The 24,464-nt window shown below is 71.3% G+C and carries 23 protein-coding genes; 16 read left to right on the top strand and 7 right to left on the bottom strand.

The window, feature by feature from the left end; genetic code table 11:
• The 4 genes from ABT078_RS34320 to ABT078_RS34335 form a co-directional block, all read left to right on the top strand.
• Positions 1-540: Hsp70 family protein (locus tag ABT078_RS34320; RefSeq protein ID WP_351234812.1), on the top strand; the 540-nt coding region annotated here is incomplete at its 5' end.
• Positions 540-1,199 carry a nucleotide exchange factor GrpE gene (gene grpE / locus ABT078_RS34325; RefSeq protein ID WP_351234814.1) on the top strand — a complete coding sequence of 220 codons (660 nt, stop codon included), beginning with the start codon at positions 540-542 and terminating at the stop codon, positions 1,197-1,199. The genes ABT078_RS34320 and grpE, both read left to right, overlap by 1 nt.
• Before the next feature lie 51 nt (positions 1,200-1,250).
• The gene (gene dnaJ, locus ABT078_RS34330; protein WP_351234816.1) at positions 1,251-2,429 is read left to right on the top strand and encodes a molecular chaperone DnaJ; all 1,179 of its coding nucleotides are present in this window, start codon (positions 1,251-1,253) and stop codon (positions 2,427-2,429) included.
• 4 nt (positions 2,430-2,433) lie between these two features.
• Positions 2,434-2,883: a heat shock protein transcriptional repressor HspR gene (locus ABT078_RS34335; RefSeq protein WP_351234818.1), complete on the top strand. Its 450-nt coding sequence runs from the start codon at positions 2,434-2,436 to the stop codon at positions 2,881-2,883.
• An 81-nt stretch (positions 2,884-2,964) separates the two neighbouring features.
• On the opposite strand, the gene ABT078_RS34340 is transcribed toward ABT078_RS34335, so the two are convergent.
• Positions 2,965-3,303: a hypothetical protein gene (locus ABT078_RS34340; protein WP_351234820.1), complete on the bottom strand. Its 339-nt coding sequence runs from the start codon at positions 3,301-3,303 to the stop codon at positions 2,965-2,967.
• 189 nt (positions 3,304-3,492) lie between these two features.
• Positions 3,493-4,488, bottom strand: coding sequence for a helix-turn-helix transcriptional regulator (locus ABT078_RS34345; RefSeq protein WP_502981450.1), 996 nt, complete (start codon positions 4,486-4,488; stop codon positions 3,493-3,495).
• Between the two features lie 128 nt (positions 4,489-4,616).
• Here ABT078_RS34345 and ABT078_RS34350 point away from each other — a divergent pair, with 128 nt between their 5' ends.
• Together ABT078_RS34350 and ABT078_RS34355 are read left to right on the top strand one after the other, a co-directional pair.
• Positions 4,617-4,874: a hypothetical protein gene (locus ABT078_RS34350; RefSeq protein WP_351234822.1), complete on the top strand. Its 258-nt coding sequence runs from the start codon at positions 4,617-4,619 to the stop codon at positions 4,872-4,874.
• Positions 4,871-5,188, top strand: coding sequence for a (2Fe-2S)-binding protein (locus ABT078_RS34355; protein ID WP_351234824.1), 318 nt, complete (start codon positions 4,871-4,873; stop codon positions 5,186-5,188). The genes ABT078_RS34350 and ABT078_RS34355 overlap by 4 nt, the downstream gene beginning before the upstream one ends.
• 121 nt (positions 5,189-5,309) lie before the next feature.
• On the opposite strand, the gene ABT078_RS34360 is transcribed toward ABT078_RS34355, so the two are convergent.
• Positions 5,310-5,723 (bottom strand): pyridoxamine 5'-phosphate oxidase family protein, encoded by a 414-nt coding sequence (locus ABT078_RS34360; protein ID WP_351234826.1) that lies wholly within the window; start codon positions 5,721-5,723, stop codon positions 5,310-5,312.
• A gap of 180 nt (positions 5,724-5,903) precedes the next feature.
• On the opposite strand from ABT078_RS34360, the gene clpB reads away from it, so the two are divergent.
• Together clpB and ABT078_RS34370 are read left to right on the top strand one after the other, a co-directional pair.
• Positions 5,904-8,489 (top strand): ATP-dependent chaperone ClpB, encoded by a 2,586-nt coding sequence (gene clpB, locus ABT078_RS34365; protein ID WP_351234828.1) that lies wholly within the window; start codon positions 5,904-5,906, stop codon positions 8,487-8,489.
• Positions 8,490-8,641: 152 nt separating this feature from the next.
• Entirely contained in the window at positions 8,642-9,184 is a 543-nt protein-coding gene (locus ABT078_RS34370) for a type III secretion system chaperone family protein (protein WP_351234830.1), read from the top strand.
• Between the two features lie 21 nt (positions 9,185-9,205).
• Here the strand turns inward: ABT078_RS34370 and ABT078_RS34375 are convergent, their stop codons facing one another.
• Both ABT078_RS34375 and ABT078_RS34380 read right to left on the bottom strand, forming a co-directional pair.
• Complete coding sequence (locus tag ABT078_RS34375) at positions 9,206-10,285, bottom strand: glycosyltransferase family 39 protein (protein ID WP_351234832.1); 1,080 nt, start codon at positions 10,283-10,285, stop codon at positions 9,206-9,208.
• 239 nt (positions 10,286-10,524) lie between these two features.
• A complete protein-coding gene (locus tag ABT078_RS34380; RefSeq protein WP_351234834.1) occupies positions 10,525-11,739 on the bottom strand; it encodes a pyridoxal phosphate-dependent aminotransferase in 1,215 nt (404 codons plus the stop codon).
• 679 nt (positions 11,740-12,418) lie between these two features.
• On the opposite strand from ABT078_RS34380, the gene ABT078_RS34385 reads away from it, so the two are divergent.
• From ABT078_RS34385 to ABT078_RS34420, 8 genes are all read left to right on the top strand, one after another.
• Entirely contained in the window at positions 12,419-12,937 is a 519-nt protein-coding gene (locus tag ABT078_RS34385) for a DUF2617 family protein (protein ID WP_351234836.1), read from the top strand.
• Between the two features lie 84 nt (positions 12,938-13,021).
• On the top strand, positions 13,022-14,575 hold the full coding sequence (locus tag ABT078_RS34390) for a polyamine aminopropyltransferase (protein WP_351234838.1): 1,554 nt from the start codon (positions 13,022-13,024) through the stop codon (positions 14,573-14,575).
• A 69-nt stretch (positions 14,576-14,644) separates the two neighbouring features.
• Positions 14,645-15,538: an SRPBCC family protein gene (locus ABT078_RS34395; RefSeq protein WP_351234840.1), complete on the top strand. Its 894-nt coding sequence runs from the start codon at positions 14,645-14,647 to the stop codon at positions 15,536-15,538.
• 71 nt (positions 15,539-15,609) lie between these two features.
• A complete protein-coding gene (locus ABT078_RS34400) occupies positions 15,610-16,359 on the top strand; it encodes an aldose epimerase family protein (RefSeq protein WP_351234893.1) in 750 nt (249 codons plus the stop codon).
• Positions 16,360-16,369: 10 nt separating this feature from the next.
• Positions 16,370-16,909 (top strand): orotate phosphoribosyltransferase, encoded by a 540-nt coding sequence (gene pyrE, locus ABT078_RS34405; RefSeq protein ID WP_351234842.1) that lies wholly within the window; start codon positions 16,370-16,372, stop codon positions 16,907-16,909.
• A gap of 155 nt (positions 16,910-17,064) precedes the next feature.
• On the top strand, positions 17,065-18,087 hold the full coding sequence (fbaA, locus tag ABT078_RS34410; protein ID WP_351234844.1) for a class II fructose-bisphosphate aldolase: 1,023 nt from the start codon (positions 17,065-17,067) through the stop codon (positions 18,085-18,087).
• Positions 18,088-18,158: 71 nt separating this feature from the next.
• Positions 18,159-19,310: a MalY/PatB family protein gene (locus tag ABT078_RS34415; protein WP_502981452.1), complete on the top strand. Its 1,152-nt coding sequence runs from the start codon at positions 18,159-18,161 to the stop codon at positions 19,308-19,310.
• A 256-nt stretch (positions 19,311-19,566) separates the two neighbouring features.
• Positions 19,567-21,048 (top strand): MFS transporter, encoded by a 1,482-nt coding sequence (locus ABT078_RS34420; RefSeq protein ID WP_351234846.1) that lies wholly within the window; start codon positions 19,567-19,569, stop codon positions 21,046-21,048.
• 78 nt (positions 21,049-21,126) lie between these two features.
• On the opposite strand, the gene ABT078_RS34425 is transcribed toward ABT078_RS34420, so the two are convergent.
• A complete protein-coding gene (locus ABT078_RS34425) occupies positions 21,127-23,361 on the bottom strand; it encodes a xanthine dehydrogenase family protein molybdopterin-binding subunit (RefSeq protein WP_351234848.1) in 2,235 nt (744 codons plus the stop codon).
• The gene (locus ABT078_RS34430) at positions 23,358-24,353 is read right to left on the bottom strand and encodes an FAD binding domain-containing protein (protein WP_351234850.1); all 996 of its coding nucleotides are present in this window, start codon (positions 24,351-24,353) and stop codon (positions 23,358-23,360) included. Before ABT078_RS34430 ends, ABT078_RS34425 begins: the two co-directional genes overlap by 4 nt.
• Between the last annotated feature and the right edge of the window lie 111 nt (positions 24,354-24,464).

Genomic DNA, 24,464 nt, shown 5'->3' on the forward strand with positions numbered 1-24,464 from the left:
GAGGTCTCCTTCGACATCGACGCCAACGGCATCATGCACGTGACCGCGAAGGACCTGGGCACGGGCAAGGAGCAGAAGATGACCGTCACCGGCGGTTCTTCGCTCGCCAAGGACGAGGTCGACCGGATGCGCCAGGAGGCCGAGCAGTACGCGGAGGAGGACCACCGCCGCCGCGAGGCCGCCGAGACCCGCAACCAGGCCGAGCAGCTCGTCTACCAGACCGAGAAGTTCCTCAAGGACAACGAGGACAAGGTCCCGGGCGAGATCAAGACCGAGGTCGAGGGTGCCGTCGCCGAGCTGAAGGACAAGCTCAAGGGCGAGTCCGCCGAGGGCGACAACACAGCGGAGATCCGCACCGCGACCGAGAAGGTCGCGGCGGTCTCCCAGAAGCTCGGCCAGGCCATGTACGCCGACGCCCAGGGCCAGCAGGCCGCGGGCGGTGCCGGTGACGCCGGTGCCTCCCAGGCGAAGGCCGAGGACGACGTCGTCGACGCCGAGATCGTCGACGACGAGAAGGACCAGAAGGGTGGCGCTGCCTGATGACGGAGGAGACCCCGGGCTTCGAGGAGAAGCCCGACGTCCCCTCCGGCGCCACTCCTGACGAAGCGGCGCAGGCCGCCCCCTCCGAGGGGGCGGCCCCGGCCGGGGACGAAGCACAGACGGGGACGCAGGCCGGGCAGTCGGCCGCCCTGACGGCGCAGCTGGATCAGCTCCGGACCGCGCTCAACGAGCGCACGATGGACCTCCAGCGGCTCCAGGCCGAGTACCAGAACTACCGCCGCCGGGTGGAGCGGGACCGGATCACGGTCAAGGAGATCGCCGTCGCGCAGCTCCTGACCGAGCTCCTGCCCGTCCTCGACGACATCGGCCGTGCCCGCGAGCACGGCGAGCTGGTGGGCGGCTTCAAGTCGGTGGCCGAATCGCTGGAGATGGTCGCCGCCAAGATGGGTCTGCAGCAGTTCGGCAAGGAGGGCGAGCCCTTCGACCCGACGATCCACGAGGCCCTGATGCACTCGTACGCACCGGACGTCACGGAGACGACCTGCGTCGCGATCCTGCAGCCGGGCTACCGGATCGGTGAGCGGACCATCCGCCCCGCGCGGGTCGCGGTGGCCGAGCCCCAGCCGGGCGCGGCGCCCGCGGCGCCGAAGGAGGAGCAGTCGGCCGGCGAGGAGAGCGGTGGCCCGGACGAGGGCTGACGTGATCGATTACGGGTACGGATTCGGAGTTGTCCGAGAGGAGGGACGTCGGTGAGCACGAAGGACTTCGTGGAGAAGGACTACTACAAGGTTCTCGGCGTCCCCAAGGACGCCACCGAGGCGGAGATCAAGAAGGCGTACCGGAAGCTCGCCCGTGAGTTCCACCCGGACGCCAACAAGGGCGACGCCAAGGCCGAGGAGCGCTTCAAGGAGATCTCCGAGGCCAACGACGTGCTCGGCGACCCCAAGCGGCGCAAGGAGTACGACGAGGCGCGCGCCCTCTTCGGCAACGGCGGCTTCCGGGCAGGCGGCCCCGGCCCCGGCGGAACGTTCAACTTCGACCTGGGTGACCTCTTCGGCGGCACCCAGGCCGGAGGCGGCGGCGCCGGCGGCTTCGGGGGCGGCCTCGGAGACGTGTTCGGCGGGCTGTTCCACCGCGGCACCGGGCCGGGTGCGCGGACGCAGCCGCGCCGCGGCCAGGACATCGAGTCCGAGGTGACGCTCAGCTTCACCGAGGCGGTGGACGGGGCCACGGTCCCGCTGCGGATGTCCAGCCAGCAGCCCTGCAAGGCCTGTTCGGGCACCGGCGACAAGAACGGCACACCGCGCGTGTGCCCGACCTGTGTCGGCACCGGACAGGTCTCGCGCGGCGGCAGCGGCTCGTTCTCCCTGACCGACCCCTGCGTGGACTGCAAGGGCCGCGGACTCATCGCGGAGACCCCTTGCGAGGTCTGCCACGGAAGCGGCCGCGCCAAGTCGTCCAGGACCATGCAGGTCCGTATCCCCGCCGGGGTGAGCGACGGCCAGCGGATCCGGCTGCGCGGCAAGGGCGCACCGGGCGAGCGCGGCGGCCCGGCCGGCGATCTGTACGTCGTCGTCCATGTCGACGCCCACCCGGTCTTCGGCCGCAAGGGCGACAATCTCACCGTCACGGTGCCGGTCTCGTTCACGGAGGCGGCGCTCGGCGGCGAGGTGAAGGTGCCGACGCTCGGCGGGCCCCCGGTCACGCTGAAGCTGCCCGCAGGCACGCCCAACGGCCGTACGATGCGGGCCCGTGGCAAGGGCGCCGTGCGCAAGGACGGCACCCGCGGCGATCTCCTCGTGACCGTGGAGGTCGCGGTGCCGACGGATCTCGATCCCGAGGCGCGTGAGGCACTGGAGGCGTACCGGAAGGCGACTGCGGGTGAGGATCCGCGGGCAGAACTGTTCCAGGCTGCGAAGGGAGCATGACGCGATGGACGGCCGACGTCGTAACCCTTATGAACTGACCGACGAGACGCCGGTGTACGTCATCTCGGTGGCGGCTCAGCTGTCCGGACTGCACCCGCAGACCCTGAGGCAGTACGACCGCCTCGGCCTCGTCTCCCCGGACCGCACGGCGGGCCGGGGCCGCCGCTACTCGACCCGCGACATCGAACTGCTCCGCCAGGTGCAGGCGTTGTCGCAGGACGAGGGCATCAACCTCGCCGGCATCAAGCGCATCATCGAACTGGAGAACCAGGTCGCGGCGCTCCAGGCCCGGGTCGCCGAGCTCTCGGCGGCACTGGAGGGTGCGGCGGCGGCGATGCAGCAGCGCGAGGCCCAGGTGCACGCGTCGTACCGGCGCGATCTGGTGCCGTATCAGGACGTGCAGCAGGCGAGCGCGCTGGTGGTGTGGCGGCCGAAGCAGAAGCGGGACGGCTGACGCCGCCCGGGCGCTGGAGAGAACGCACGAAGGGGCCGGGAGGCGTGACCTCCCGGCCCCTTCGGTGTCGTTCACGTCAGGTCACTGCGCCGGTGCGGTGACCGCCCAGTCGCCCGCAGGCAGGGACTCGGTGCCGTCGGCGGCCACGGCGGTCACCCAGTAGTAGGACGTGGTGCCGCGCTTGCCACCGGTGTCGAAGTATTCGAACCCGTGCCTGTCGAGGTCGGCGATCTTCTCGTAGGTGGCCGGGTTCCAGCGGAAGACGCGGTAGCCGCCCGCAGCCTCGGGGGAGTCCTCGCCGAGCCCACGCCATGTCACCTGGTTGCCCTCGTCGCCCTCGGCCGACCACACCTCGACGGACAGCGGCGAACCCTCGGGCGTCGCCACGCTCGGCGTGGTGTCGAGCTCGGTCGCGACCACGATCTCGGGCGAACGGGTCCACTTGTAGTGGGAGTTCCAGTCGTCGTCGACGGCGTCGATGAAGAAGCAGCGCTCGTCGCCGTCCGGGTGGGTGGCGTAGCTCTCGGTCGTGGGGAGCGTGGGGGCGGCACCCGGGGACGTGGGAGGAGCGCCGGCAGCCGCGATGATCGCACGCCGGCCCGACCGCTGTCAGCCCTGTTCCGGCGGGGCCGAGAGGATCCCGGACTGGGCGATCAGATACCCCAGTTGCGCTCGCGAACCACTGCCGAGCGCCGAGGCGAGCTTGGCGATGTGGGCGCGGCAGGTGCGGACGTTCATGCCGAGCCGACGGGCGATCGCCTCGTCGACGTGGCCCTCGACGAGGAGCTTGGCGATGGAGCGCTGGACGCCGCTTATGCCGTCGAGTTCCGGCGTGTATGAGACGACCTGGTCGTCCCAGGGGACGCCGTGGAGCCAGAACTGTTCGAAGACGCCGACGAGATACTGCACCAGGCCCTCGTGGCGCAGCTCCAGGGCCACCCGGCGGTCGCTGCGGGCCGGAATGAAGGCAACTTTCCGGTCGACGATGATGAGCCGGTCGATGATCTCCTCAAGGGTGCGGACCTCCGCGCCGTACGGGGCGACCCGCTCGACGTAGGCCATCGTGGCGGGGTGGTGGCGCGCGGTGTGCTGGTAGAGCGTGCGCATCCCGACGCCGCGGTCGACGAGCATCTCCACGCGCCGCAGCCCGTCCTGCAGGGTCGCGGGCCTGCGTCCGCTGCCGGGCTGCACCGTCAGCAGCTCCTCGGTGCACTCGACGATGACGCGGTCCAGCGTCGCGTTGATCATGCCCAGGCCCTCGAGCACGGTGATCGCGTGCGTCGTTGGTGCGTCGTGCGCGCTGATGGCCATGAATGGCTCAAACGCATCCGTCAGCGACAGCGTGCGTCGTCTTCGCTCTTGGATCTCCCGCTCTATGGGGTGTATCAGCTGATGCAGAGCGACGGCCGGGGAAACCGGACGGAGCCATTCACTGTCCTCTGGATCCGGGCGCACCATGGCCAGATCGATGAGGCAGGGGGCGTCGGCCACCTCGGAGCGGGCTATGCGGCCATTGCGCAGAGCGGACGCATAGAGGTTTCTCCCCGCCTCGCACAGCTCGTCGTGACTGTGCTTCTCTCCGGAATCGCCCCTTTTCGCCTGCATTTGCACCCCCCTCAGGGTCCTGAATTACAGGAACATGATGCCTGCACTCGCTGGTGGAAGCGTTCGGAGTGAGCCATCGTCATAGGCGCGGGGGAGGAGGTAGTACTAAAAAGAGGTGGAGATCGGCGATGACCAGGATGGTTCGTGCACTTTGCGCTATAGCCGTTGCGGCTGCTCTCGGTGGTCTCGCGGTGAGCGGCGAGCCCACGTGGGGCACTGCGCCCGCGTCGGTGACCGCGGCCCCGGGTGAACCCACCTGGGAGACCGTGCCCGCCTCGGTACTCACGACGCCCGGTGAACCCACCTGGGAGACCGTGCCCGCCTCGGTACTCACGACGCCCGGTGAACCCACCTGGGAGAGCGCGCCGGCGGACGTCGAGGCATGACGGTTCCCGAGGACCCTCGCTTTCGACGGGAGATGGCGACCGCATACCGCTCCGGGTGGCATTTCATCGACCTTGCCACGGCGGTGCCGCACCGTGGCGATTCGTTGATGGTGACCCTCTTCGGTGAGCCGGTCGTGATCAACCGTGGCGATGACGAGGAGATCCGCGCGTACCGCTGCCTGCGGAGGCCCCGCGGGGCTCCGCAACCCGTCCGCTGTGCCATCAGGTACGGCATGATCTTCGTCAATCTCGACCAGCGCGACCACCAGCTGGTCGAACCGCAGACCACCACCGCCACCCCCCGCAGTGCCTGAGCGGTTCCCCCGTCGTTCAAGATCGCTCAGGCGCTTCCCCCACACAGCGGCGCCATCGTGGACCTGAAACACGATGGCGCCGCTGTGCTGTGTGCGTGCGGCGGGCCGCCGGGGCGTGTGCCTATGCCCGGCCCATCGCGCGCGTCAGGGCGATCTCGATGACCACCCGGTCCGGGTTCGGTGCCGGAGTGCGTCCGTACCGCTGCGCGTAGCGCGCGACCGCGTCCGCGACCACCTCCGGCTCCGTACGTACGGTGGCCAGGCCTTCCAGCGTCGCCCAGCGCCCCTTGTCCACCTGGCAGACTGCGACCCGTGCCGGCTCCGGCGACGCGGCCAGGACGTTGGCGACCTTGCGGCTGTGCTTGTTGGTGATGACGCGGGCGATGCCCCGATCGCCGCCCTCGGGGTCGTACGTGACCCCCACCGCGACGACGTGCGGGGTGCCGTCCGGGCGCGGGGTGGTCAGGGTGCACATGTGGTACTCGCGCCAGAAGCCGAGGTAGGACGCGTCCGGGTTGCGTGGGTCGATGGCCATACCCGGAAATCTATCTCGGCGGAGCCTGTTCTTCCCTCACCTTGAGCGGAATGGACTCAACTTTGTGTACGTTGGAAGGGTCACATGTGAATGACGTGGCGAGTCGTGACGTGACGAGTCGTGACGAGCCGAGAGTCGTGACGTGACGAGTCGTGACGAGCCGAGGAGGAGAGACCGCACGTGGACGCCGAGCTGACCAACAGGAGCCGGGACGCGCTCAACGCCGCCACCAGCCGAGCCGTGTCCGACGGGCACCCCGATCTGACCCCCGCGCACCTGCTGCTCGCACTCCTCGCGGGTCAGGACAACGAGAACATCACCGACCTGCTCGCCGCCGTCGACGCGGACCAGGCCGCGGTACGGTCCGGGGCCGAACGGGTCCTCGCCGACCTGCCCAGCGTGACCGGGTCGACCGTCGCGCCGCCGCAGGCCAACCGCGAGCTGCTCGCCGTCATCGCCGACGCCGCGAACCGCGCCAAGGAGCTCGGTGACGACTACATCTCGACCGAGCACCTGCTCATCGGGGTCGCGTCCAAGGGCGGCAGGGCCGGCGAGGTGCTGTCCGGACAGGGCGCGACGGCGAAGAAGCTGCTGGAGGCGTTCGAGAAGGCGAGGGGAGGGCGCCGGGTGACGACACCCGACCCCGAGGGGCAGTACAAGGCCCTGGAGAAGTTCGGTACGGACTTCACGGCCGCGGCCAGGGAGGGCAAGCTCGACCCCGTCATCGGCCGCGACCAGGAGATCCGCCGGGTCGTGCAGGTGCTGTCGCGCCGTACCAAGAACAACCCCGTGCTGATCGGTGAGCCCGGCGTCGGCAAGACCGCCGTCGTCGAGGGGCTCGCCCAGCGGATCGTGAAGGGCGACGTGCCCGAGTCACTGCGGAACAAGCGGCTGGTGGCGCTCGACCTGGGTGCGATGGTTGCGGGTGCGAAGTACCGGGGCGAGTTCGAGGAGCGGCTGAAGACCGTCCTCTCCGAGATCAAGGCGAGCGACGGCCAGATCATCACGTTCATCGACGAGCTGCACACGGTCGTGGGCGCGGGCGCCGGCGGCGACTCCGCGATGGACGCGGGCAACATGCTGAAGCCGATGCTCGCGCGCGGCGAGCTGCGCATGGTCGGCGCGACGACCCTCGACGAGTACCGCGAGCGGATCGAGAAGGACCCGGCGCTGGAGCGGCGCTTCCAGCAGGTGCTGGTCACCGAGCCGACGGTCGAGGACACCATCGCGATCCTGCGCGGCCTCAAGGGGCGGTACGAGGCGCACCACAAGGTGCAGATCGCGGACAGCGCGCTGGTCGCGGCCGCGACCCTGTCCGACCGGTACATCACGTCCCGCTTCCTGCCCGACAAGGCCATCGACCTCGTGGACGAGTCGGCGTCCCGGCTGCGGATGGAGATCGACTCCTCCCCCGTCGAGATCGACGAGCTCCAGCGCGCCGTCGACCGGCTGAAGATGGAGGAGCTGGCGCTCTCCAAGGAGACCGACGAGGCGTCCAAGCAGCGCCTGGAGAAGCTGCGCCGCGACCTCGCCGACAAGGAGGAGGAGCTGCGCGGCCTCACCGCCCGCTGGGAGAAGGAGAAGCAGGGCCTCAACCGCGTCGGTGAGCTGAAGGAGAGGCTCGACGAGCTGCGCGGCCAGGCCGAGCGCGCCCAGCGCGACGGCGACTTCGACACCGCGTCCAAGCTGCTGTACGGGGAGATCCCCGCGCTGGAGCGGGAGCTCGCCGAGGCCTCCGAGGCCGAGCGGGAGGCCGCCAAGGACACCATGGTCAAGGAGGAGGTCGGCCCGGACGACATCGCGGACGTGGTCGCCTCCTGGACCGGGATCCCGGCGGGCCGGCTGCTGGAGGGCGAGACCCAGAAGCTGCTGCGCATGGAGTCCGAGCTGGGCAGGCGGCTGATCGGCCAGACCGAGGCGGTGCGGGCCGTGTCGGACGCGGTGCGCCGCTCCCGTGCGGGCATCGCCGACCCCGACCGTCCCACCGGCTCCTTCCTCTTCCTCGGCCCGACCGGTGTCGGAAAGACCGAGCTGGCGAAGGCGCTCGCGGACTTCCTCTTCGACGACGAGCGGGCCATGGTCCGCATCGACATGTCGGAGTACAGCGAGAAGCACAGCGTCGCCCGCCTGGTCGGCGCCCCGCCCGGCTACGTCGGGTACGAGGAGGGCGGCCAGCTCACCGAGGCGGTGCGCCGACGTCCGTACAGCGTGGTCCTCCTCGACGAGGTGGAGAAGGCCCATCCCGAGGTCTTCGACATCCTGCTGCAGGTCCTCGACGACGGACGGCTCACCGACGGCCAGGGCCGGACGGTGGATTTCAGGAACGCCATTCTGATCCTCACCTCCAACCTCGGCAGCCAGTACCTCGTCGAGCCGCTGACCAGCGAGGAGGAGAAGAAGCAGCAGGTCCTGGAAGTGGTGCGGGCCAGCTTCAAGCCGGAGTTCCTCAACCGCCTCGACGATCTGGTCGTCTTCTCGGCCCTGTCGAAGGACGAGCTCGCCCGTATCGCCGAGCTCCAGATCGACCGCCTCGCCAGGCGTCTCGCCGAGCGCCGGCTGACACTGGAGGTCACCCCGGCCGCCCTGGAGTGGCTCGCCGACGAAGGCATGGACCCGGCGTACGGCGCCCGTCCGCTGCGCAGGCTCGTCCAGACCGCGATCGGCGACCGTCTCGCCAAGGAGATCCTCTCCGGCGAGATCAAGGACGGCGACACGGTCCGCGTCGACCGCTTCGACGGCGGCCTGATCGTGGGCCGGGCGCAGTGACGCCCGGGGCGCGGGGCACCGCCCCGCGCCCCCGTCCCGCGGCGGCCCGGGGGACTCGATCCGGACACGTCGCGCCGAAGGCCCGGTGGGGGTTGCCAGTCACCGCCCGGGATGGGGGAGGATGGCCGCATCCGTACGAAGGGAAACACCCCGTGAGCATCGACCCGTCCTCGATTCCGAATTTCGGGGGCCAGCCCCAGCCTCAGGCCCAAGCACCGGCGGGCCCGGTCATTCCCGACCAGGACCTGGTCAAGCAGCTCCTCGACCAGATGGAGCTGAAGTACGTCGTCGACGACGAGGGTGACCTCGCGGCGCCGTGGGAGGAATTCCGCACGTACTTCATGTTCCGCGGGGAGGACGAGCAGCAGGTCTTCTCGGTGCGCACGTTCTACGACCGCCCGCACGCCATCGAGGACCGGGCCAAGGTCCTCGACGCGATCGACGACTGGAACCGCCGCACCCTGTGGCCGAAGGTCTACACGCACACCCACGAGGAGGAGGGCGAGCCCGCCTCCGTCCGCCTCATCGGCGAGGCGCAGATGCTCATCGGCACGGGCGTCAGCCTGGAGCACTTCGTGTCGTCGACGGTCAGCTGGGTGCGCGCCTCGATCGAGTTCGACAAGTGGCTCGTGGAGCAGTTCGGCCTCGAGCCCGCGGGCGGCGACGACGAGAAGCCGGCCGACGACGCCTCCTGAGGCCCACCCCGGGCCGTACCGCTACAGCGCCATCGGGCCCAGCGTCAGCAGGTACGCCCCATAGCCGAACGACAGCCCGGCCAGGGCCGCGATCACCGTGATCGCGGCTCTCGGCCGGGCTTTCGTCAGTGCGGACGCGAGCGGCAGCAGCAGCGGGAACGCCGGCAGCAGGAAGCGCGGCTTCGACTCGAAGAAGCCCGAGCCGCCGACCGTGATCAGCACCAGCACACCCGTGTACACCAGCAGGGGCAGGGCCGGCCGGTCCAGGACGAACAGCACGAAGAGCAGCGCCCCCGCCCCGACGATGACCAGTGCCATCGGGAAGCCGAAGAACACCGGCGTGGTGACCATCGAGCGCACCACCTGCAGGGAGCCGAGGCCCAGGTCGAACCGCGACGTCCAGCCCTCCTGCACGGCGAAGTACCCGCCGAGCGGATCCCCCTGGCGCGCCCCCACCCAGAGCAGATAGCCGAGCCACCCGGACGGCGCCAGCGCGGCGGCCGCCCACATCCGCCGCCGTCCGTTCTTCCCCCTGCGTCTGACGAGCTCGTACGCCGCGACGGCGACGACCGCCGCCGCGACCGCGATCCCGTTGGGACGGGTCAGCCCGGCCAACGCCGCCAGAGAGCCCGCCCAGAGCCAGCGGCGGGTCACCAGGGCGTAGAGCGACCACGCCGCGAAGGCGGTCAGGAGCGGCTCCGTGTACGCCATGGACAGCACGATCGCGTGCGGCAGCAGTCCCCACAGCAGCACGAGGACGGTCGCGAGGGCCCGGTCGTACAGCCGCTCGACGACGGCGTAGATGCCCCACGCGGCGGCGCCCGCGGCCAGCCACGACAACGCAAGGCCCACCGTGCCCCCGGTCACCGGAAGGACCGTCGTCCCGGCCCGCACGAGCGCGGGGTAGAGCGGGAAGAACGCCAGGTCGGACTGGACGGCGCCGTCCGGCCAGTACAGCGTGCGCCCGTAGCCGTGCGCGGCGATGCGGACGTACCAGTCGGAGTCCCACGACGTGGCGAGCAGGGCCCGCGGCGACTTGCCGATGTGCCAGGCCCACAGGGCCATCAGGCCCATCCCGGTGAGCCGCGCCGCCGCGAACATCCCGAGCGCGGGGGCCGCCCGGTGCAGCGCGGCGCGCCAGCGGGGAACGGGCCGGGCATCGACTGACGGGGCTTTGTCGAGCGTCTCGGCGGACAGGGGACACCTCCGTGCGCGCGTGATCGGTCAGTCAACCCGACGATCAGCGGCAGGTGGAGGCGGCGCGAGTGCTGCGCGGCCGTCCAGGTGAACCGTGGCCCGGCTGGGCGGTGCGTACGAGTGCCGCCTTGACGGCCCCCCGCTCAGGGGGTAGCGAGACCCTTCAGCCGCGCGACGGCCTCCTCCAGCACGTCCACGCGCTTGCAGAACGCGAACCGCACGAACGGCGCGCCCTGCTCCCGGTGGTCGTAGAAGACCGCGTTGGGGATGGCCACGACACCGGCGCGGTCAGGCAATGCCCGGCAGAAAGCGAAACCGTCGTCCTCGCCGAGCGGCCGGATGTCGGTCGTGACGAAGTACGTCCCGGACGGCCGGTACACGTCGAAGCCTGCCGCGGCGAGGCCGGATGCCAGCAGATCCCGCTTGGCGCGCAGATCGTCCCTGAGCCCGTCGAAGTAGTCCTGCGGCAGCGCGAGCGCCTCGGCGACCGCGTACTGGAAAGGCCCGGCGGAGACGTACGTCAGGAACTGCTTGGCCGAGCGGACGGCGGTGACCAGCCCGGGGACCGCCGTCACCCAGCCGACCTTCCAGCCGGTGAACGAGAAGGTCTTGCCCGCAGAGCCGATGGTCACCGTCCGCTCGCGCATCCCGGGGAAGCTCGCGATCGGCGTGTGCTCGCCGTCGAGGACGAGGTGCTCGTACACCTCGTCGGTCACGACCAGCAGATCCCGTTCGACGGCGAGCTCGGCGACCGCCGCCAGCTCCTCGCGGGTCAGGACGGTGCCGGTGGGGTTGTGCGGCGTGTTGAGCAGGATGAGCCGGGTGCGGGCGGTGACGGCGTCCCGCAGCTCGTCCAGGTCCAGCTGGAAGCGTCGATGTGCGACTCCCTCGCGTGGCACCGTGCGCGGCCTCAGCGTCACGGGCACGCGGGTCCCGCCCGCCATGGCGATGCAGGCGGCGTACGAGTCGTAGTACGGCTCCAGCGCGATCACCTCGTCGCCGGGCTCGACGAGGGCGAGCAGCGCGGCCGCGATCGCCTCCGTGGCCCCCGCCGTGACCAGCACCTCGGTGTCGGGGTCGTACGTGAGCCCGTACCGCTGCCGCTGGTGCCCGGCGATCGCGGTGCGCAGTTCGGGGACGCCGGGGCCCGGCGGGTACTGGTTGCCGCGGCCGTCGCGCAGAGCGCGCACCGCCGCCTCCCGGATCTCCTCCGGGCCGTCGGTGTCGGGGAAGCCCTGACCGAGGTTGATCGCGCCGGTGCGCACGGCCAGGGCCGACATCTCGGCGAAGATCGTCGTTCCGAATTCGGCGAGGCGGCGGTTCAGCAGGGGGCGCGCGCTGGAGGTCATGGCGGCCATCCTGCGCGCAACCTCTGGACTTGCTCAAGTCTTCTTTGGGCCGCCGGGGCGGAGGGCATCCCCCTCACACGCAAGGAGCGAGAACGAAGGGGGACGGTGAGGACGATGGAAGCAGTGATCATTGTGCTCGCGGGGATCGTGCTGCTGGGGGCCATGGGTCTCGCGGTCAGGAACACCGGCCGGGGTGGCCGGAGCCGCTCCGGCCGCGGCAGCTGGTGGGCCGGTGGGGGCAGCGGAGGCAGCGGAGGCGGCTGCGGCGGGGGCTCGTCGTGCGGCTCCTCCTCCTGCGGGGGCGGAGGGGGTGGCTGCGGCGGAGGCAGCTGACACGGGGCAGCTGGTCCGTCGCGCGCGGAGGACGCCCGGGTGGGAGAGGAACGTAACTCCCCCCGGGCGTCGTCCTGTTGACGCGCGATGCACATATCTGCCGGTCTCCCGCACGGATCGGACGGGTTTTCTGTTGAACAGTTGAACCGTAAGGCCCCCGACGGGATGGAAACCACGTCAAGTTGGGTAAAAGCGCTGTGAGCGCCGCGCACTTCATGGTTCCCTCGCTGTCGAGAACGTCCAGTCCTCGGACCTCCATCTGGACCCGAGCCGGCGGTCCCACCCCCCTCTGTGCTTCCTCCGGGACGCCCTGGACCGCCCGTCTACCCGTTACGCGTGTTTGCGGAGCCGACCCATGCTCACGACCCTGACAACGTCCTACACCGATACCCGCGCGGCCGATCTGGCCTGGGCGCTGGGTCGGGAGCCGCTCCCTGCTCTCGCTGCGCTGGACCTCCAACTGAGCGGCGCGAAAATGCAGTTGAGACTGCTGGGCGCATCCCATCAGGTGCTCCTCGAGGAGGATCAGGGCGTCTGCTCGGAGACCGTCGCCTGCATTCCCGGCAGCAGCACGCCGCTGCCGCTCGGCGTGGCCAAGCGGATCGGCCTGTGGGAGTACGAGTTCGCGGCGCGCGTCGAGACGTTGTCGAAGGGGTCGTTCGCGGGGCGCGCGCAGGAACTCCTCGCGCTGGTCGCGGACCATCCGAACGGTCTCGCGGGCACGTTCCCCGGCTCGCCGCACGCGTTCACGGCGATGGTGGCGCAGCGCCTGGACGGCCAGGTGCGATGGCGTACGTGGCATGCGTACCCGCAGGAGGGGCAGCTCGTCGTGACCCGGACGAGCGTGGGCATGCGAGTGCCCGCCGGGCGTTGATTCCACACATCAGGGCGGCATTTTGCGGCAGTTGCACTCGTGTGGGTGACGTGCTGCGACGAGTGCGTAACGTAGCGTTACGGCATGATCGACCCGTCTGCGCCAACACCGCTCCGGGGCGGCGAGGCGCGACCGCTTCAGGGCGAGGCGCGACCGCTTCAGGGCGGGGTGCGGCTGCCCGTCCGTCCGGGCGCGGGCCGGTTCCTCGTCCTTCTCGTGGTCTTCGTCTGCGCCGCCTGCGGGCTGGTGTACGAACTCGAACTGGTCGCCCTCGCGTCGTACTTGACCGGTGACCCGGTCACCCAGGCCTCCGTGGTCCTGTCCGTCATGGTCTTCGCGATGGGCCTCGGCTCACTGCTCGCGAAGCGGCTGCGCTGCCGTGCGGCCGTCGGCTTCGGCCTGGTGGAGGCGGCGCTCGCGCTGGTCGGTGGCTGCTCGGTGTTCGTGCTGTACGCGGCGTTCGCCTGGCTCGGTGAGGCGCGGTACGCCCTCGTGGGGTTCTCGCTCGCGATCGGGGTGCTGATCGGTGCGGAGATCCCGCTGCTGATGACGCTGATCCAGCGGGCGTCGCGGCGCGGCGACCGGGAGCCCGACGCGGCGGGCACGGTCGCCGACCTGTTCGCGGCGGACTATGTGGGCGCGCTCGTCGGCGGGCTCGCCTTTCCGTTCCTGCTGCTGCCGTGGCTCGGCCAGCTCACGGGCGCGCTGCTGACGGGCGCGGTGAACGCGGTGGCGGGCGGGGCACTGGTGCTGTGGCTGTTCAGGCGTGACATTTCGGCACGGGGCCGGTGGTGCCTGATCGTCGCGAACGCGACGGTGCTGGCGGTGCTGGCCACGGCGGCGGTGCTGGTCGGGGAATTCGAGGCGGCGGCCCGGCGGGCGGTGTACGGGGAGCCGGTGCGGGTGGCCGTGCGGACCGGGATGCAGGAGGTCGTGCTGACCGGGACGCGGCACGGTCCGCCCGGCCTCTTCCTGGACGGGCGCCTGAGGGTGAGCGGCCGCGCCGAGTCGCGGTACCACGGGGCGCTGGTGCACCCCGCGATGCGCGGGCCGCACACGCGCGTGCTGATCCTCGGCGGTGGTGACGGACTCGCGGCCCGCGAGGTGCTGCGGTATCCGGGCGTGCGCTCGGTGACCCTCGTCGAGCGCGACCCGGGGATGGTCCGGCTGGCGCGCACGGACCCGGCCCTGGCCGGGCTGAACGGTCATGTGTACCGGGACGCCCGGCTGCGCGTGGAGTACGCGGACGCGTTCGTCTGGCTCCGCTCGGCGGCGTACGGCGACTACGACGTGGTCCTCTCGGACCTGCCCGACCCCGGGACGACGCCCAGCGCGAAGTTCTACTCCCAGGAGTTCTACGGCCTCGCGGTGGGGGTTCTGGCGGACCGCGGCCGTATCGCCGTGCACGCGGGAGCGCTTGTGCAGCGGCCGCGCGTCTTCTGGACGGTCGACACCACCGTGCGCGCGGCGGGCCTCGCGACCGTGCCGTACCGGGCACCGGGCCTGCCGCGCCGCGGCTTCGTCCTGGCGGGGAGGGGCACGCCGCCGACGCTGGGGGCGGGCGCGGTGAGCGTGGCGGACCGGCGGCTCCGGGGGCTGCCCGAGTCGACGCTGGTGCGACCGCGGTACACCGAGTGACGGCGTGAACGGTGCCGGTTCTGCGCAGAACCGCTCCACACGGGCCTGGGCTGAGTAGGCTCGGCTGTCATGGAGCATGAGGTGTTCGTTCCGGTTCCGGCAGAGACCCTCCGGCAGACGCTGGCCGACCCCGCCCGCCTTGCGCGCTGCGTCCCCGGACTCCAGCAGGACGCCGACGCCTCGGCGGGCCCTCTCGCGGGCCGGCTGAAGATTCGTGTGGCGGGCCACACGATCACCTATCGCGGCGCCCTGCGGATCACCGAGCAGGGCGGCGACTTCGCGGTCGAGGGCGAGGGCACCGAGGCCCGCGGCCCGGGCTCCGCCAAGCTCGCCCTGACCCTCCGGCTCACCCCGGCGGAAGGCGGCACCACCCTCACGTTCGGTGGGACGTCCCACGCGGAGGGCCGCCTCGCGGACCTTCCCGCGGACACCACGTCCCAGGCGGCGACCCGCCTTCTGGACCGTTTTGCCTCGTCGCTGGCGACGGCGGCGGCAGCGGCGGTGGCAGAGGCGACGGCGAACGACGAGGTGGTCTCGGCCGACGCGGATGAGGCGTCCGCTCGCGAGGACGCCGAGGACGCCGAGGAGCCCGAGGTCGTCGCGGAGGCCGAACCTGTCGAGGACGTCGAAGGTGCCGGCGGCGTCGAAGGCACCGAGGTGGACGAGACCGACTCTGCGTCCGTGTTCGAGGTCGACGTACCGCCGTCCGCCCTGGACCCGATGGCCCAGGAGGAGTTCGGCGACGGCGACGAGCCACCGGCGGAGGCCGCCCACGCGCGGCGGACCATGATCGGGCGCAGCGCGGAGGAGGTCGACCATGCCCCGCCGCGCGGGCGGTACGCACCCGTCCCCGCGCCGCAGCCCGCCTCCGCAGGAGGCACCCTGCGCTGGCTCGCGCCCGCCGCCGCCGTCGCCCTCGCGTCCGCCGTCGTGGTGGGCCGGGCACTGCGGCGCCGCAGATAGAGCCCCAGTAGTGTCGGGGTGTGAGTAGCGAAGAGAGCGTCCGGCTCACTGCCGGCGACGTCGAGCTGACGATGGGCCCGGCCAACGGCTGCCGGATCAGCAGCCTGCGGATCGGAGGGACCGAACTGCTGCGCCAGGGCGAGCGGTACGGGTCCTTCCCCATGGTCCCGTGGTGCGGCAGGACCGAGAACGGCCGGTTCATCAACGGCGGCGTACCGCATCAGTTGCCCGTCAACGCCCCGCCCCACGCCATCCACGGCACCGGCCGCGACACCGCCTGGCGCACCGCCCGCACCGGCCCGGCCTCCGCCGTGTTCATGTACGAGCTCGGCGACCCCTGGCCGTACAGCGGAGTGGTCACCCAGACGGTGGAGCTGACCGAGGACTCCCTCACGCTCCAGCTCGGTATCGAGACGTACGACGTGTCGTTCCCGGCCCAGGCCGGCTGGCACCCCTGGTTCCTGCGCAACGCCTTCCCCGGCGACAAGGACGTCCAGATCGCGTTCACCGCCGACTGGCAGGAGGAGCGCGGCGCTGACCACCTCCCCACCGGCCGCCGCATCGGGCCCACTCCCGGACCCTGGGACGACTGCTTCGGCATGCCCGACGGCGTCGATGTCACCCTCACCTGGCCGGAGCGCCTGGAGCTCACCGTGAAGAGCCGCGCCGAGTGGGTCGTGATCTACGACGAGGAGGCGGAGGCGGTGTGCGTCGAGCCGCAGTCCGGCCCGCCGAACGGCCTCAACACCCACCCGCGCCTGGTCACCCCCATCGACCCCCTCGAAGTCGCCACGACCTGGACGTGGCGCCGCCTGGCCTAAGCTCGTGGCCATGACTGACGTACGCGCTGAGCTGCTCCAGCAGATCAAGGACAAGGCCGTGGTGCACGGCAAGGTGACCCTCTCGTCGGGGCTCGAGGCCGACTGGTACATCGACCTGCGTCGGATCACGCTGGATGGCCAGGCGGCGCCGATGGTCGGCCAGGTGATGCTCGACGCCACCGCCGAGCTGGACTACGACTGCGTGGGCGGTCTGACGCTCGGCGCCGACCCGGTCGCCACGTCGATGCTCCATGCCGCAGCGGCTCGCGGGCAGCGTCTTGACGCGTACGTCGTCCGCAAGGCGGGCAAGGCGCACGGTATGCAGCGCCGCATCGAGGGCACGGACGTGAAGGGCCGTCGCTGCCTGGTCGTCGAAGACGTCTCCACCACCGGTGGCTCCCCGCTGACCGCCGTCGAGGCGGTTCGGGAGGCCGGCGGCGAGGTTGTCGCGGTCGCTGTGATCGTGGAGCGGGGCGCCGCACCCAAGATCGCAGAGGCGGGACTCCCTTACGTCAACGCGTACTCGCTGGAAGACCTCGGTCTCGCCTGACCTGCGGTTTCGCCGAGGGGTGGGAGTTTCACGTGAAACGTCCCGCCCCTTGGCCCCGGAGCCCCCGTCGGCTTCTGGAAAGATAGGTGCGACGATGTCGTCGCCCCCAGGTCAGGGCCAAGCAACGCAAACCGCACATCACAAGGAGCGGACAGATGCCCATCGCAACCCCCGAGGTCTACGCCGAGATGCTCGACCGGGCGAAGGCAGGCAAGTTCGCCTACCCGGCCATCAACGTCACCTCGTCCCAGACCCTGCACGCTGCGCTGCGCGGCTTCGCGGAGGCCGAGAGCGACGGCATCATCCAGATCTCCACCGGTGGTGCGGAGTTCCTGGGCGGCCAGCACAGCAAGGACATGGTGACCGGCGCGGTCGCGCTCGCCGAGTTCGCGCACATCGTCGCCGCCAAGTACGACGTCACCGTCGCGCTGCACACGGACCACTGCCCCAAGGACAAGCTGGACGGCTACGTACGTCCACTGCTTGCGATCTCCGCCGAGCGCGTCGCCAACGGCCAGAACCCGCTGTTCCAGTCCCACATGTGGGACGGCTCCGCCGAGACCCTCGCCGACAACCTGGCCATCGGCCAGGAGCTGCTGGCCCAGGCCGCCGCCGCCAAGATCATCCTTGAGGTCGAGATCACCCCGACCGGCGGCGAGGAGGACGGCGTCACCCACGAGATCAACGACGAGCTGTACACCACCGTCGAGGACGCCATCCGCACCGCCGACGCGCTCGGCCTGGGCGAGAAGGGCCGCTACCTGCTGGCCGCGTCCTTCGGCAACGTCCACGGTGTGTACAAGCCGGGCAACGTCGTGCTCCGCCCCGAGCTGCTGAAGGACCTGCAGGCCGGCGTCGCCGCGAAGTTCGGCAAGGCGGACCCGTTCGACTTCGTCTTCCACGGCGGCTCGGGCTCCACCGCCGAGGAGATCGCCACCGCGCTGGAGAACGGTGTCGTGAAGATGAACCTCGACACCGACACGCAGTACGCCTTCACCCGCCCCGTCGCGGACCACATGTTCAAGAACTACGACGGTGTGCTGAAGGTCGACGGTGAGGTCGGCTCCAAGAAGACGTACGACCCGCGCACCTGGGGCAAGGCGGCCGAGGCCGGCATGGCCGAGCGTGTGGTCGAGGCGTGCGCGTCGCTGCGCTCGGCCGGCGCGAAGCTCAAGTAGGCGTTGAACGTCCGACGGGCCCGGCACCCACGCGGGTGCCGGGCCCTCGGCATGTCATCCGGAGGGTCATCGTGGAGTACGACTTCGACGCCGCCGTCGACCGGCGCGGTACGGCGAGTGTGCAGTGGGACGGTGTCGCCGACCGCTTCGGGGTGGACGGACTGCTGCCTTTCACCATCTCCGACATGGACTTCCCGTCGCCGCCGCAGGTGCTCGACGCCCTGCGGGAGCGGCTTGCGCACGGGGTGTTCGGCTACACCGACTGGCGGCTCGGCGACTTCCGCGCGGCGATATGCGAGTGGTACGCGACGCGGTACGGGACGGAGCTCGACCCGGAGCGGATCGTGTACGGGCCGTCCGTGCTCAACCAGCTGTCGCAGCTGCTGCGGATGTGGACGGAGCCCGGCGACGGCGTGGTCGTCCACACGCCCACGTACGACGGCTTCCGCAAGGCGGTCGACGGGCTCGGGCGAGAGCTGCGCGGGGTGCCGGTCGGCGATGTCGCAGGCCTTGAGCGGGAGCTGGCCCGGGGCGACAGCCGTGTCCTGCTGCTGTGCTCGCCGCACAACCCGACGGGTCGGGTGTGGACGGACGCGGAGCTGCGCGAGATGGCGCGGCTCGCCGAGACGTACGACGTCGCCGTGATCAGCGACGAGATCCACGCGGACTTCGTGCACGAGGGGTACCGGCATCTGCCGTGGACGCGGTTCGCGGGGGAGCGCGGTCGGTGGGCGGTGATCACGTCCGGGTCGAAGTCCTTCAACTTCCCCGCACTGACGGGCTCGTACGGGATCGTCGGCGATCCGCAGGAGCGCGCGGCCTTCGTCCGGCGGATGGAGACGGGTGAGGGCCTCGCCTCGCCCGCGGCGCTCTCGCTGACCGCGCACATCGCCGCGTACCGGCGGGCCGGGGAGTGGCTGGATGCGCTGCGGTCGTACATCGCCGGCAATCTGACGATGATCGCGGACCGGCTGAACGGGGCGTTCCCCGAGCTCGGCTGGACTCCGCCGCAGGCCGGGTACCTCGCGTGGATCGACCTTCGGGCGCTCGGTGTGCCCGACGAGGCGCTGCAACGCGAGCTGATCGAACGCGAGAAGGTCGCCATCATGCCCGGCGGGGTGTACGGCGCGCCCGGCTTCGTCCGCCTCAACGCGGGCTGCCCACGGGCGAAGGCGGAGGCGGGGACCGATGCGCTGGTCCGGGCGCTGTCGCGGTTGGTGTGACGTCTTTCCACCCCACCCCACCCCGCCCCTTCCCGGCCCGGGGCGTCCCCCAGGCCGCCCCCGGTTCGTGACCGGTGCCGTCCGGTGAGCCCGGGCGCCCGTCCTCGAACGCCGGACGGGCTCGGAACGGACCCGCGTGCCCGGCCAGGCGTAGGGGCGGGCCCGGGGAAGGGGCGCGCAGGGGCGGCGAAGGCCAACGCGCGCCGCAGGGCCCCGCGCGATGGCCGCGGGCGGCAGCAGCGGGGATGATCGGCGTATGGACATCAGGCTGGCGTCGGGAACTGGTCGGTGGGTGGTCCTGACGACCGTCCTGGGGTCCACCATGGCCCTGCTCGACTCCACCGTCGTGAACGTCGCACTGCCGCACATCGGCGACGATCTCGACGCCGACCTGGCCCAACTGCAGTGGACCATCAACGGGTACATGCTCACCCTCGCCGGGCTGATTCTGCTCGGCGGTGCGCTCGGCGACCGGTACGGGCGCCGTCGGGTGTTCGTCATCGGGGTCGTGTGGTTCGCACTCGCCTCGCTGGCCTGCGGGCTGGCGCCCACCGCACCCGTACTGATCATCGCCCGGGCCCTTCAGGGCGTCGGCGGGGCGCTGCTCACGCCGGGGTCGCTGGCGATCATCCAGGCGAGCTTCCACGCGGACGACCGGCCGCGGGCCGTGGGCCTGTGGTCCGGGTTCGGCGGGGTGGGTGCGGCCGTGGGGCCGTTCGTCGGCGGATGGCTGGTCGACGGGCCCGGCTGGCGGTGGGTGTTCCTGCTGAACGTGCCGCTGGCCGCGCTGTGTGTACCGATCGCGCTGCGGCACGTACCCGAGTCGCGGGATCCGGCCGCGCACGGCCGGTTCGACGTGCTGGGCGCGGTGCTCGGCGCGCTGGGCCTCGGGCTCGTGACCTACGGGCTCATCGACAAGTCGTGGTGGGCCGGCGCGGCCGGTGTGCTCGTGGGCGCCGCGTTCGTGGTCGTCGAGCGGCGCAGGTCCCACCCCATGCTGCCGCCCTCGATCTTCGCCTCGCGGCAGTTCACCGCGGTGAACGTGGTGACGGTGTGCGTGTACGCCGCGTTCAGCGGGTTCTTCTTCCTCGCCGCCCTTCAGCTCCAGGTCGTCTCGGGCTTTACGGCCCTCGCCGCCGGTACCGCCCTGCTGCCCACCACCGTGCTGATGCTCCTGCTCTCCGCCCGCTCGGGGGAGCTTGCGGAGAAGATCGGCCCCCGTATTCCCCTCACCGTCGGCCCGCTGCTCTGTGCCGTCGGCATGCTGTTGATGCTGCGCGTCGGCGCGGACGCCTCGTACGTCGCCGACGTGCTGCCCGCCGTGGTGGTGCTCGGGCTCGGCATGGTGACGCTGGTCGCCCCGCTGACCGCCACCGTCCTGGCGTCCGTCGACACCGCGCGGGCGGGCATCGCCAGCGGGGTCAACAACGCGGCCGCCCGCGCGGCGGGCCTCCTCGCGGTGGCCGCGCTGCCGCTGCTGGCCGGGATGGGGCCGGAGGCGTACCGGGTGCCGGAGGAGTTCGCGGCGACCTTCCGGCGGGCGATGCCGATGTGCGCGGGTGTGCTCGTGCTGGGCGCGGTGATCGCCTGGGCGACGGTACGGCGGCCGTCGCCGACATGCGCCCGACCCGAGTGCAGGGTGCAGTGCGGGGTCGGCGCGCCCGCCCTGGAACACCTTGCGCGGCCGGCCTCCGCGCAGGGCGGCGGCGCAGAACGGCCGGGCAGGGCCACCGGATGAGGTCAGAGCCTGCCGCTGCTCAGGGGTCCTGCTCAGGCCCTGGCTCAGTCCTGCTTCAGTGTCCAGGCCCAGTCCTGGTCAGAGCATGTCCTCGATCGTGATCGGCAGTTTGCGGATCCTGCGACCGGTGGCGTTGTGGACCGCGTTGGCGATGGCCGCCGCGACGCCGACCTGACCGATCTCGCCGACGCCCTTCACCCCGAGCGGGTTGACCACCGCGTCCTCGACCTCGATGAGTTCGACGTCCACGTCGGGGGCGTCGGCGTTCACCGCGACAAGGTATTCGCCGAGGCTCGAGTTGGCCCAGCGCCCCGTCCCCGGCTGCATGTAGTTGGCCTCCAGAAGTGCCTGCCCCAGACCCCAGAGCATGCCGCCCATGAGCTGGCTGCGGGCCGTCTTGGGGTTGAGCACCCGCCCGGGGGCGAAGGCGCCCGTCATCCTCCGCACCCGGATCAGTCCGAGTTCCGGGTCCACGGCCACCTCGGCGAACTGCGCGCCGAACGTGAGCATGCCGTACTCCGCGTCCGGGCCGGGCGGGCTCCAGGAGCCGGTGGCCTCCGCGTCCGGCCGGAAGCTTCGCTGCAGCAGCGCCGCGTACGACTCGCTCGACGTCCCCGCGGTCATGACGCCGTTCCGGACGACGACATCGGCCGGAGCCGCGCCGTGCAGCGGCGATCCGGGATCGCCTACGGCCCGGGCGATCATCTGGTTGCGCAGGGCGGTGGCCGCGCTGTGCACCGCTGCACTGATCATCCCGCTGCCGGAGGAGCCGACGGCGGCGGCGATGCTGGGCAGGTCGGAGTCGCCGTTCTCGAAGCGGCAGCGGTCGAAGGCCATACCGAGGCCGTCGGCGGCGACCTGGGCCATGACGGTGGCCACGCCGGTGCCGAAGTCGGGGGTCGCCGCCTGGACGACGGCCGTGCCGTCGGCGTAGAGGCGGGCGCGGGCGCGCTGCGGGTTGGCGGGCGGGTAGACGGGGTATCCGGCCGTGGCCGTGCCGGTGCCGATCAGCCAGTTCCCGTCGCGCCGGGAGCCGGGCTCCACGGAGCGCCGGTCCCAGCCGAAGCGGGCGGCGCCGCGCTCGAAGCACTCCCTGAGGCCGGTGCTGGACCAGGGATTGCCGGTGTTGGGGTCCCGGTCGCTGACGTTGCGCAGGCGCAGCTCGATCGGGTCCAGGCCGATTTCCGACGCGAGCTCGTCCATGGTGCACTCGAGGGCGAACATCCCGGACGCCTCGCCGGGTGCGCGCATGAAGGTGGGCGTCATGGTGTTGCCGCGGATCAGCCGGTAGACGCCTTCGTAGGCGGGGGCGGCGTAGATCTGCGAGGAGAGACCCATCGACGGCTCCGCCCAGTCGTCGAAGTGCGAGCTGACCGAGATCTTGTGGTGGCGGATCGCGGTCAGCCGGCCCTCTCGCGTGGCGCCGACGGTGAGGTGCTGCTCCTGCTCCTCCCGGTGACCGACCGACGTGAACATCTGCTCACGCGTGAGGGCGAGCTTCACGGGACGGCCGACCGCGCGCGCGGCCATCGCGGCGAGCGCCGCATGGTTGTGGATCATGGCTTTGGAGCCGAAGCTGCCGCCGACGAAGTGACCGATGACGCGAATCTTCGCCAGCGGGATGCCGAGCAACTGCGCGACGGTGATCTGGGTGGCGTTGACACCCTGGGTCGCGTCGTACAGCACCAGCTCGTCACCCTGCCACTCGGCGGTGGTGGTCGAGGGTTCGATCGGGTTGTGGTTGTTCGCGGCGTACGTGTACGTGGCCTCCATCCGCACGTCGGCCCGGGCGAGCCCCGCTTCGGCGTCCCCGCGCTCGATGCGGCCGGGCAGGAACCCACCGAAGATCCTCTCGGGTTCGTACGCCTGGTTGCGTCCTTGGTCGATCGTGGTGACCGAGGAGGTCTCCTCGTAGGTGATCCGCACCAGGCTCGCCGCGTGCTGGGCGCGCTCGTAGGTGTCGGCGACGACGAGGGCGACCTGCTGGCCCGCGTAGTGGACGACGTCGTCCTGCATGGGGAAGAACGTCTGGCCGGGCGCGGCCGAGCCGGCGAGCGAGGGGATGAGCGGCGGCTGGGCGGCGATCTTCGGCAGGTTGTCGTGGGTCAGCACGGCGAGCACGCCGTCCTCGGCCAGGGCGGCGCTCGTGTCGACGGCGGTGATACGGCCGCTGGGGATGCTGGCTCCGACGATGTACGCGTACGTCAGGCCCGGGATCGGGACATCGGCGGAATAGCGTGCCGCACCCGTCACCTTGGGGCGGCCGTCGACGCGGTCGAGGGCCTGTCCGATGGCCGGGGTTGCCGTGGTCATGCTGGGCTCCCGTTCCCCGCGAGGGTTTCGAGGGCGCGCACGATCGCGCGCTGGGCGAGTTCGACCTTGAAGGCGTTCATCGCGGTGGGCCGCGCGTCGGCGAGCTCCACCCGAGCGGCCTGTACGAAGTTCACCCGCTCCGCGACCGCCCCGATCAGGAAGTCCTCCGCGCGCCGGGCACGCCAGGGCTTGGTGGCCACACCGCCGAGGGCCATCCGTACGTCCGCCACGGTGTCGTCCACGAGCGACAGCGCCACCGCCACGGAGGCCAGGGCGAACTCGTAGGACTCGCGGTCGCGGACTTTCAGATACAGGGACGTGCGGGCGACCGGCGCGGCCGGCACCTCGATGGCGGTGATCAGCTCACCGTGCGCCATGGGGTGCTCGCGGTGCGGGGTGTCGCCGGGCAGCAGGAAGAAGTCGTCGACGGCGTAGGCGCGCTCGCCGTCGGCCCCCTGGGTGAGCACCTTGGCGTCGAGGGCCATGAGGGCCACGGCCACGTCGGAGGGGTGCGTCGCGATGCAGTGGTCGCTGGTGCCCAGCACCGCGTGCCCGCGGCTGAAGCCCTCGATCGCGGAGCAGCCGGTGCCAGGATCTCGCTTGTTGCAGGGTGACTCGGCGTCGCGGAAGTACGAGCAGCGCACCCGCTGGAGCAGATTGCCCCCCATGGAGGCCATGTGGCGAAGCTGCGCCGAGGCGCCGAGCTCCAGAGCCTGGGCGATGACCGGGAAGCGGTCCCGGACGACGGGTGCCGCGGCGACCTCGCTCATCCTGGCCAGGGAACCGATGCGCAGGCCCCCCTCGGGGGTGGCCTCGATCCCGGTGAGGGGAAGGTCGTTGATGTCGACCAGACGGCGGGGGGTGAGGACGTTCTGGCGGAGCAGGTCGACCTCGGTGGTGCCGCCGGCGAGGAAGTCGCTGGTGGGGTCGGAGCTGACGGCGGCGATCGCGCTGGCCGTGTCAGGGGCGCGGGAGTAGGTGATGGGCCGCACGGCGGGCTCCCTGTGCTCGGGTCGGTCACATGTCGGGGTCGGTCGCGCTCTGCTCGATCGGCGTGCTCGTCGGCCGGTGTGCTTGTGGGGCGGCGGCGTGCTTGCGCGCTT

This window comes from Streptomyces sp. NPDC002133 (genome assembly GCF_040296405.1).
GTDB lineage: Bacteria > Actinomycetota > Actinomycetes > Streptomycetales > Streptomycetaceae > Streptomyces.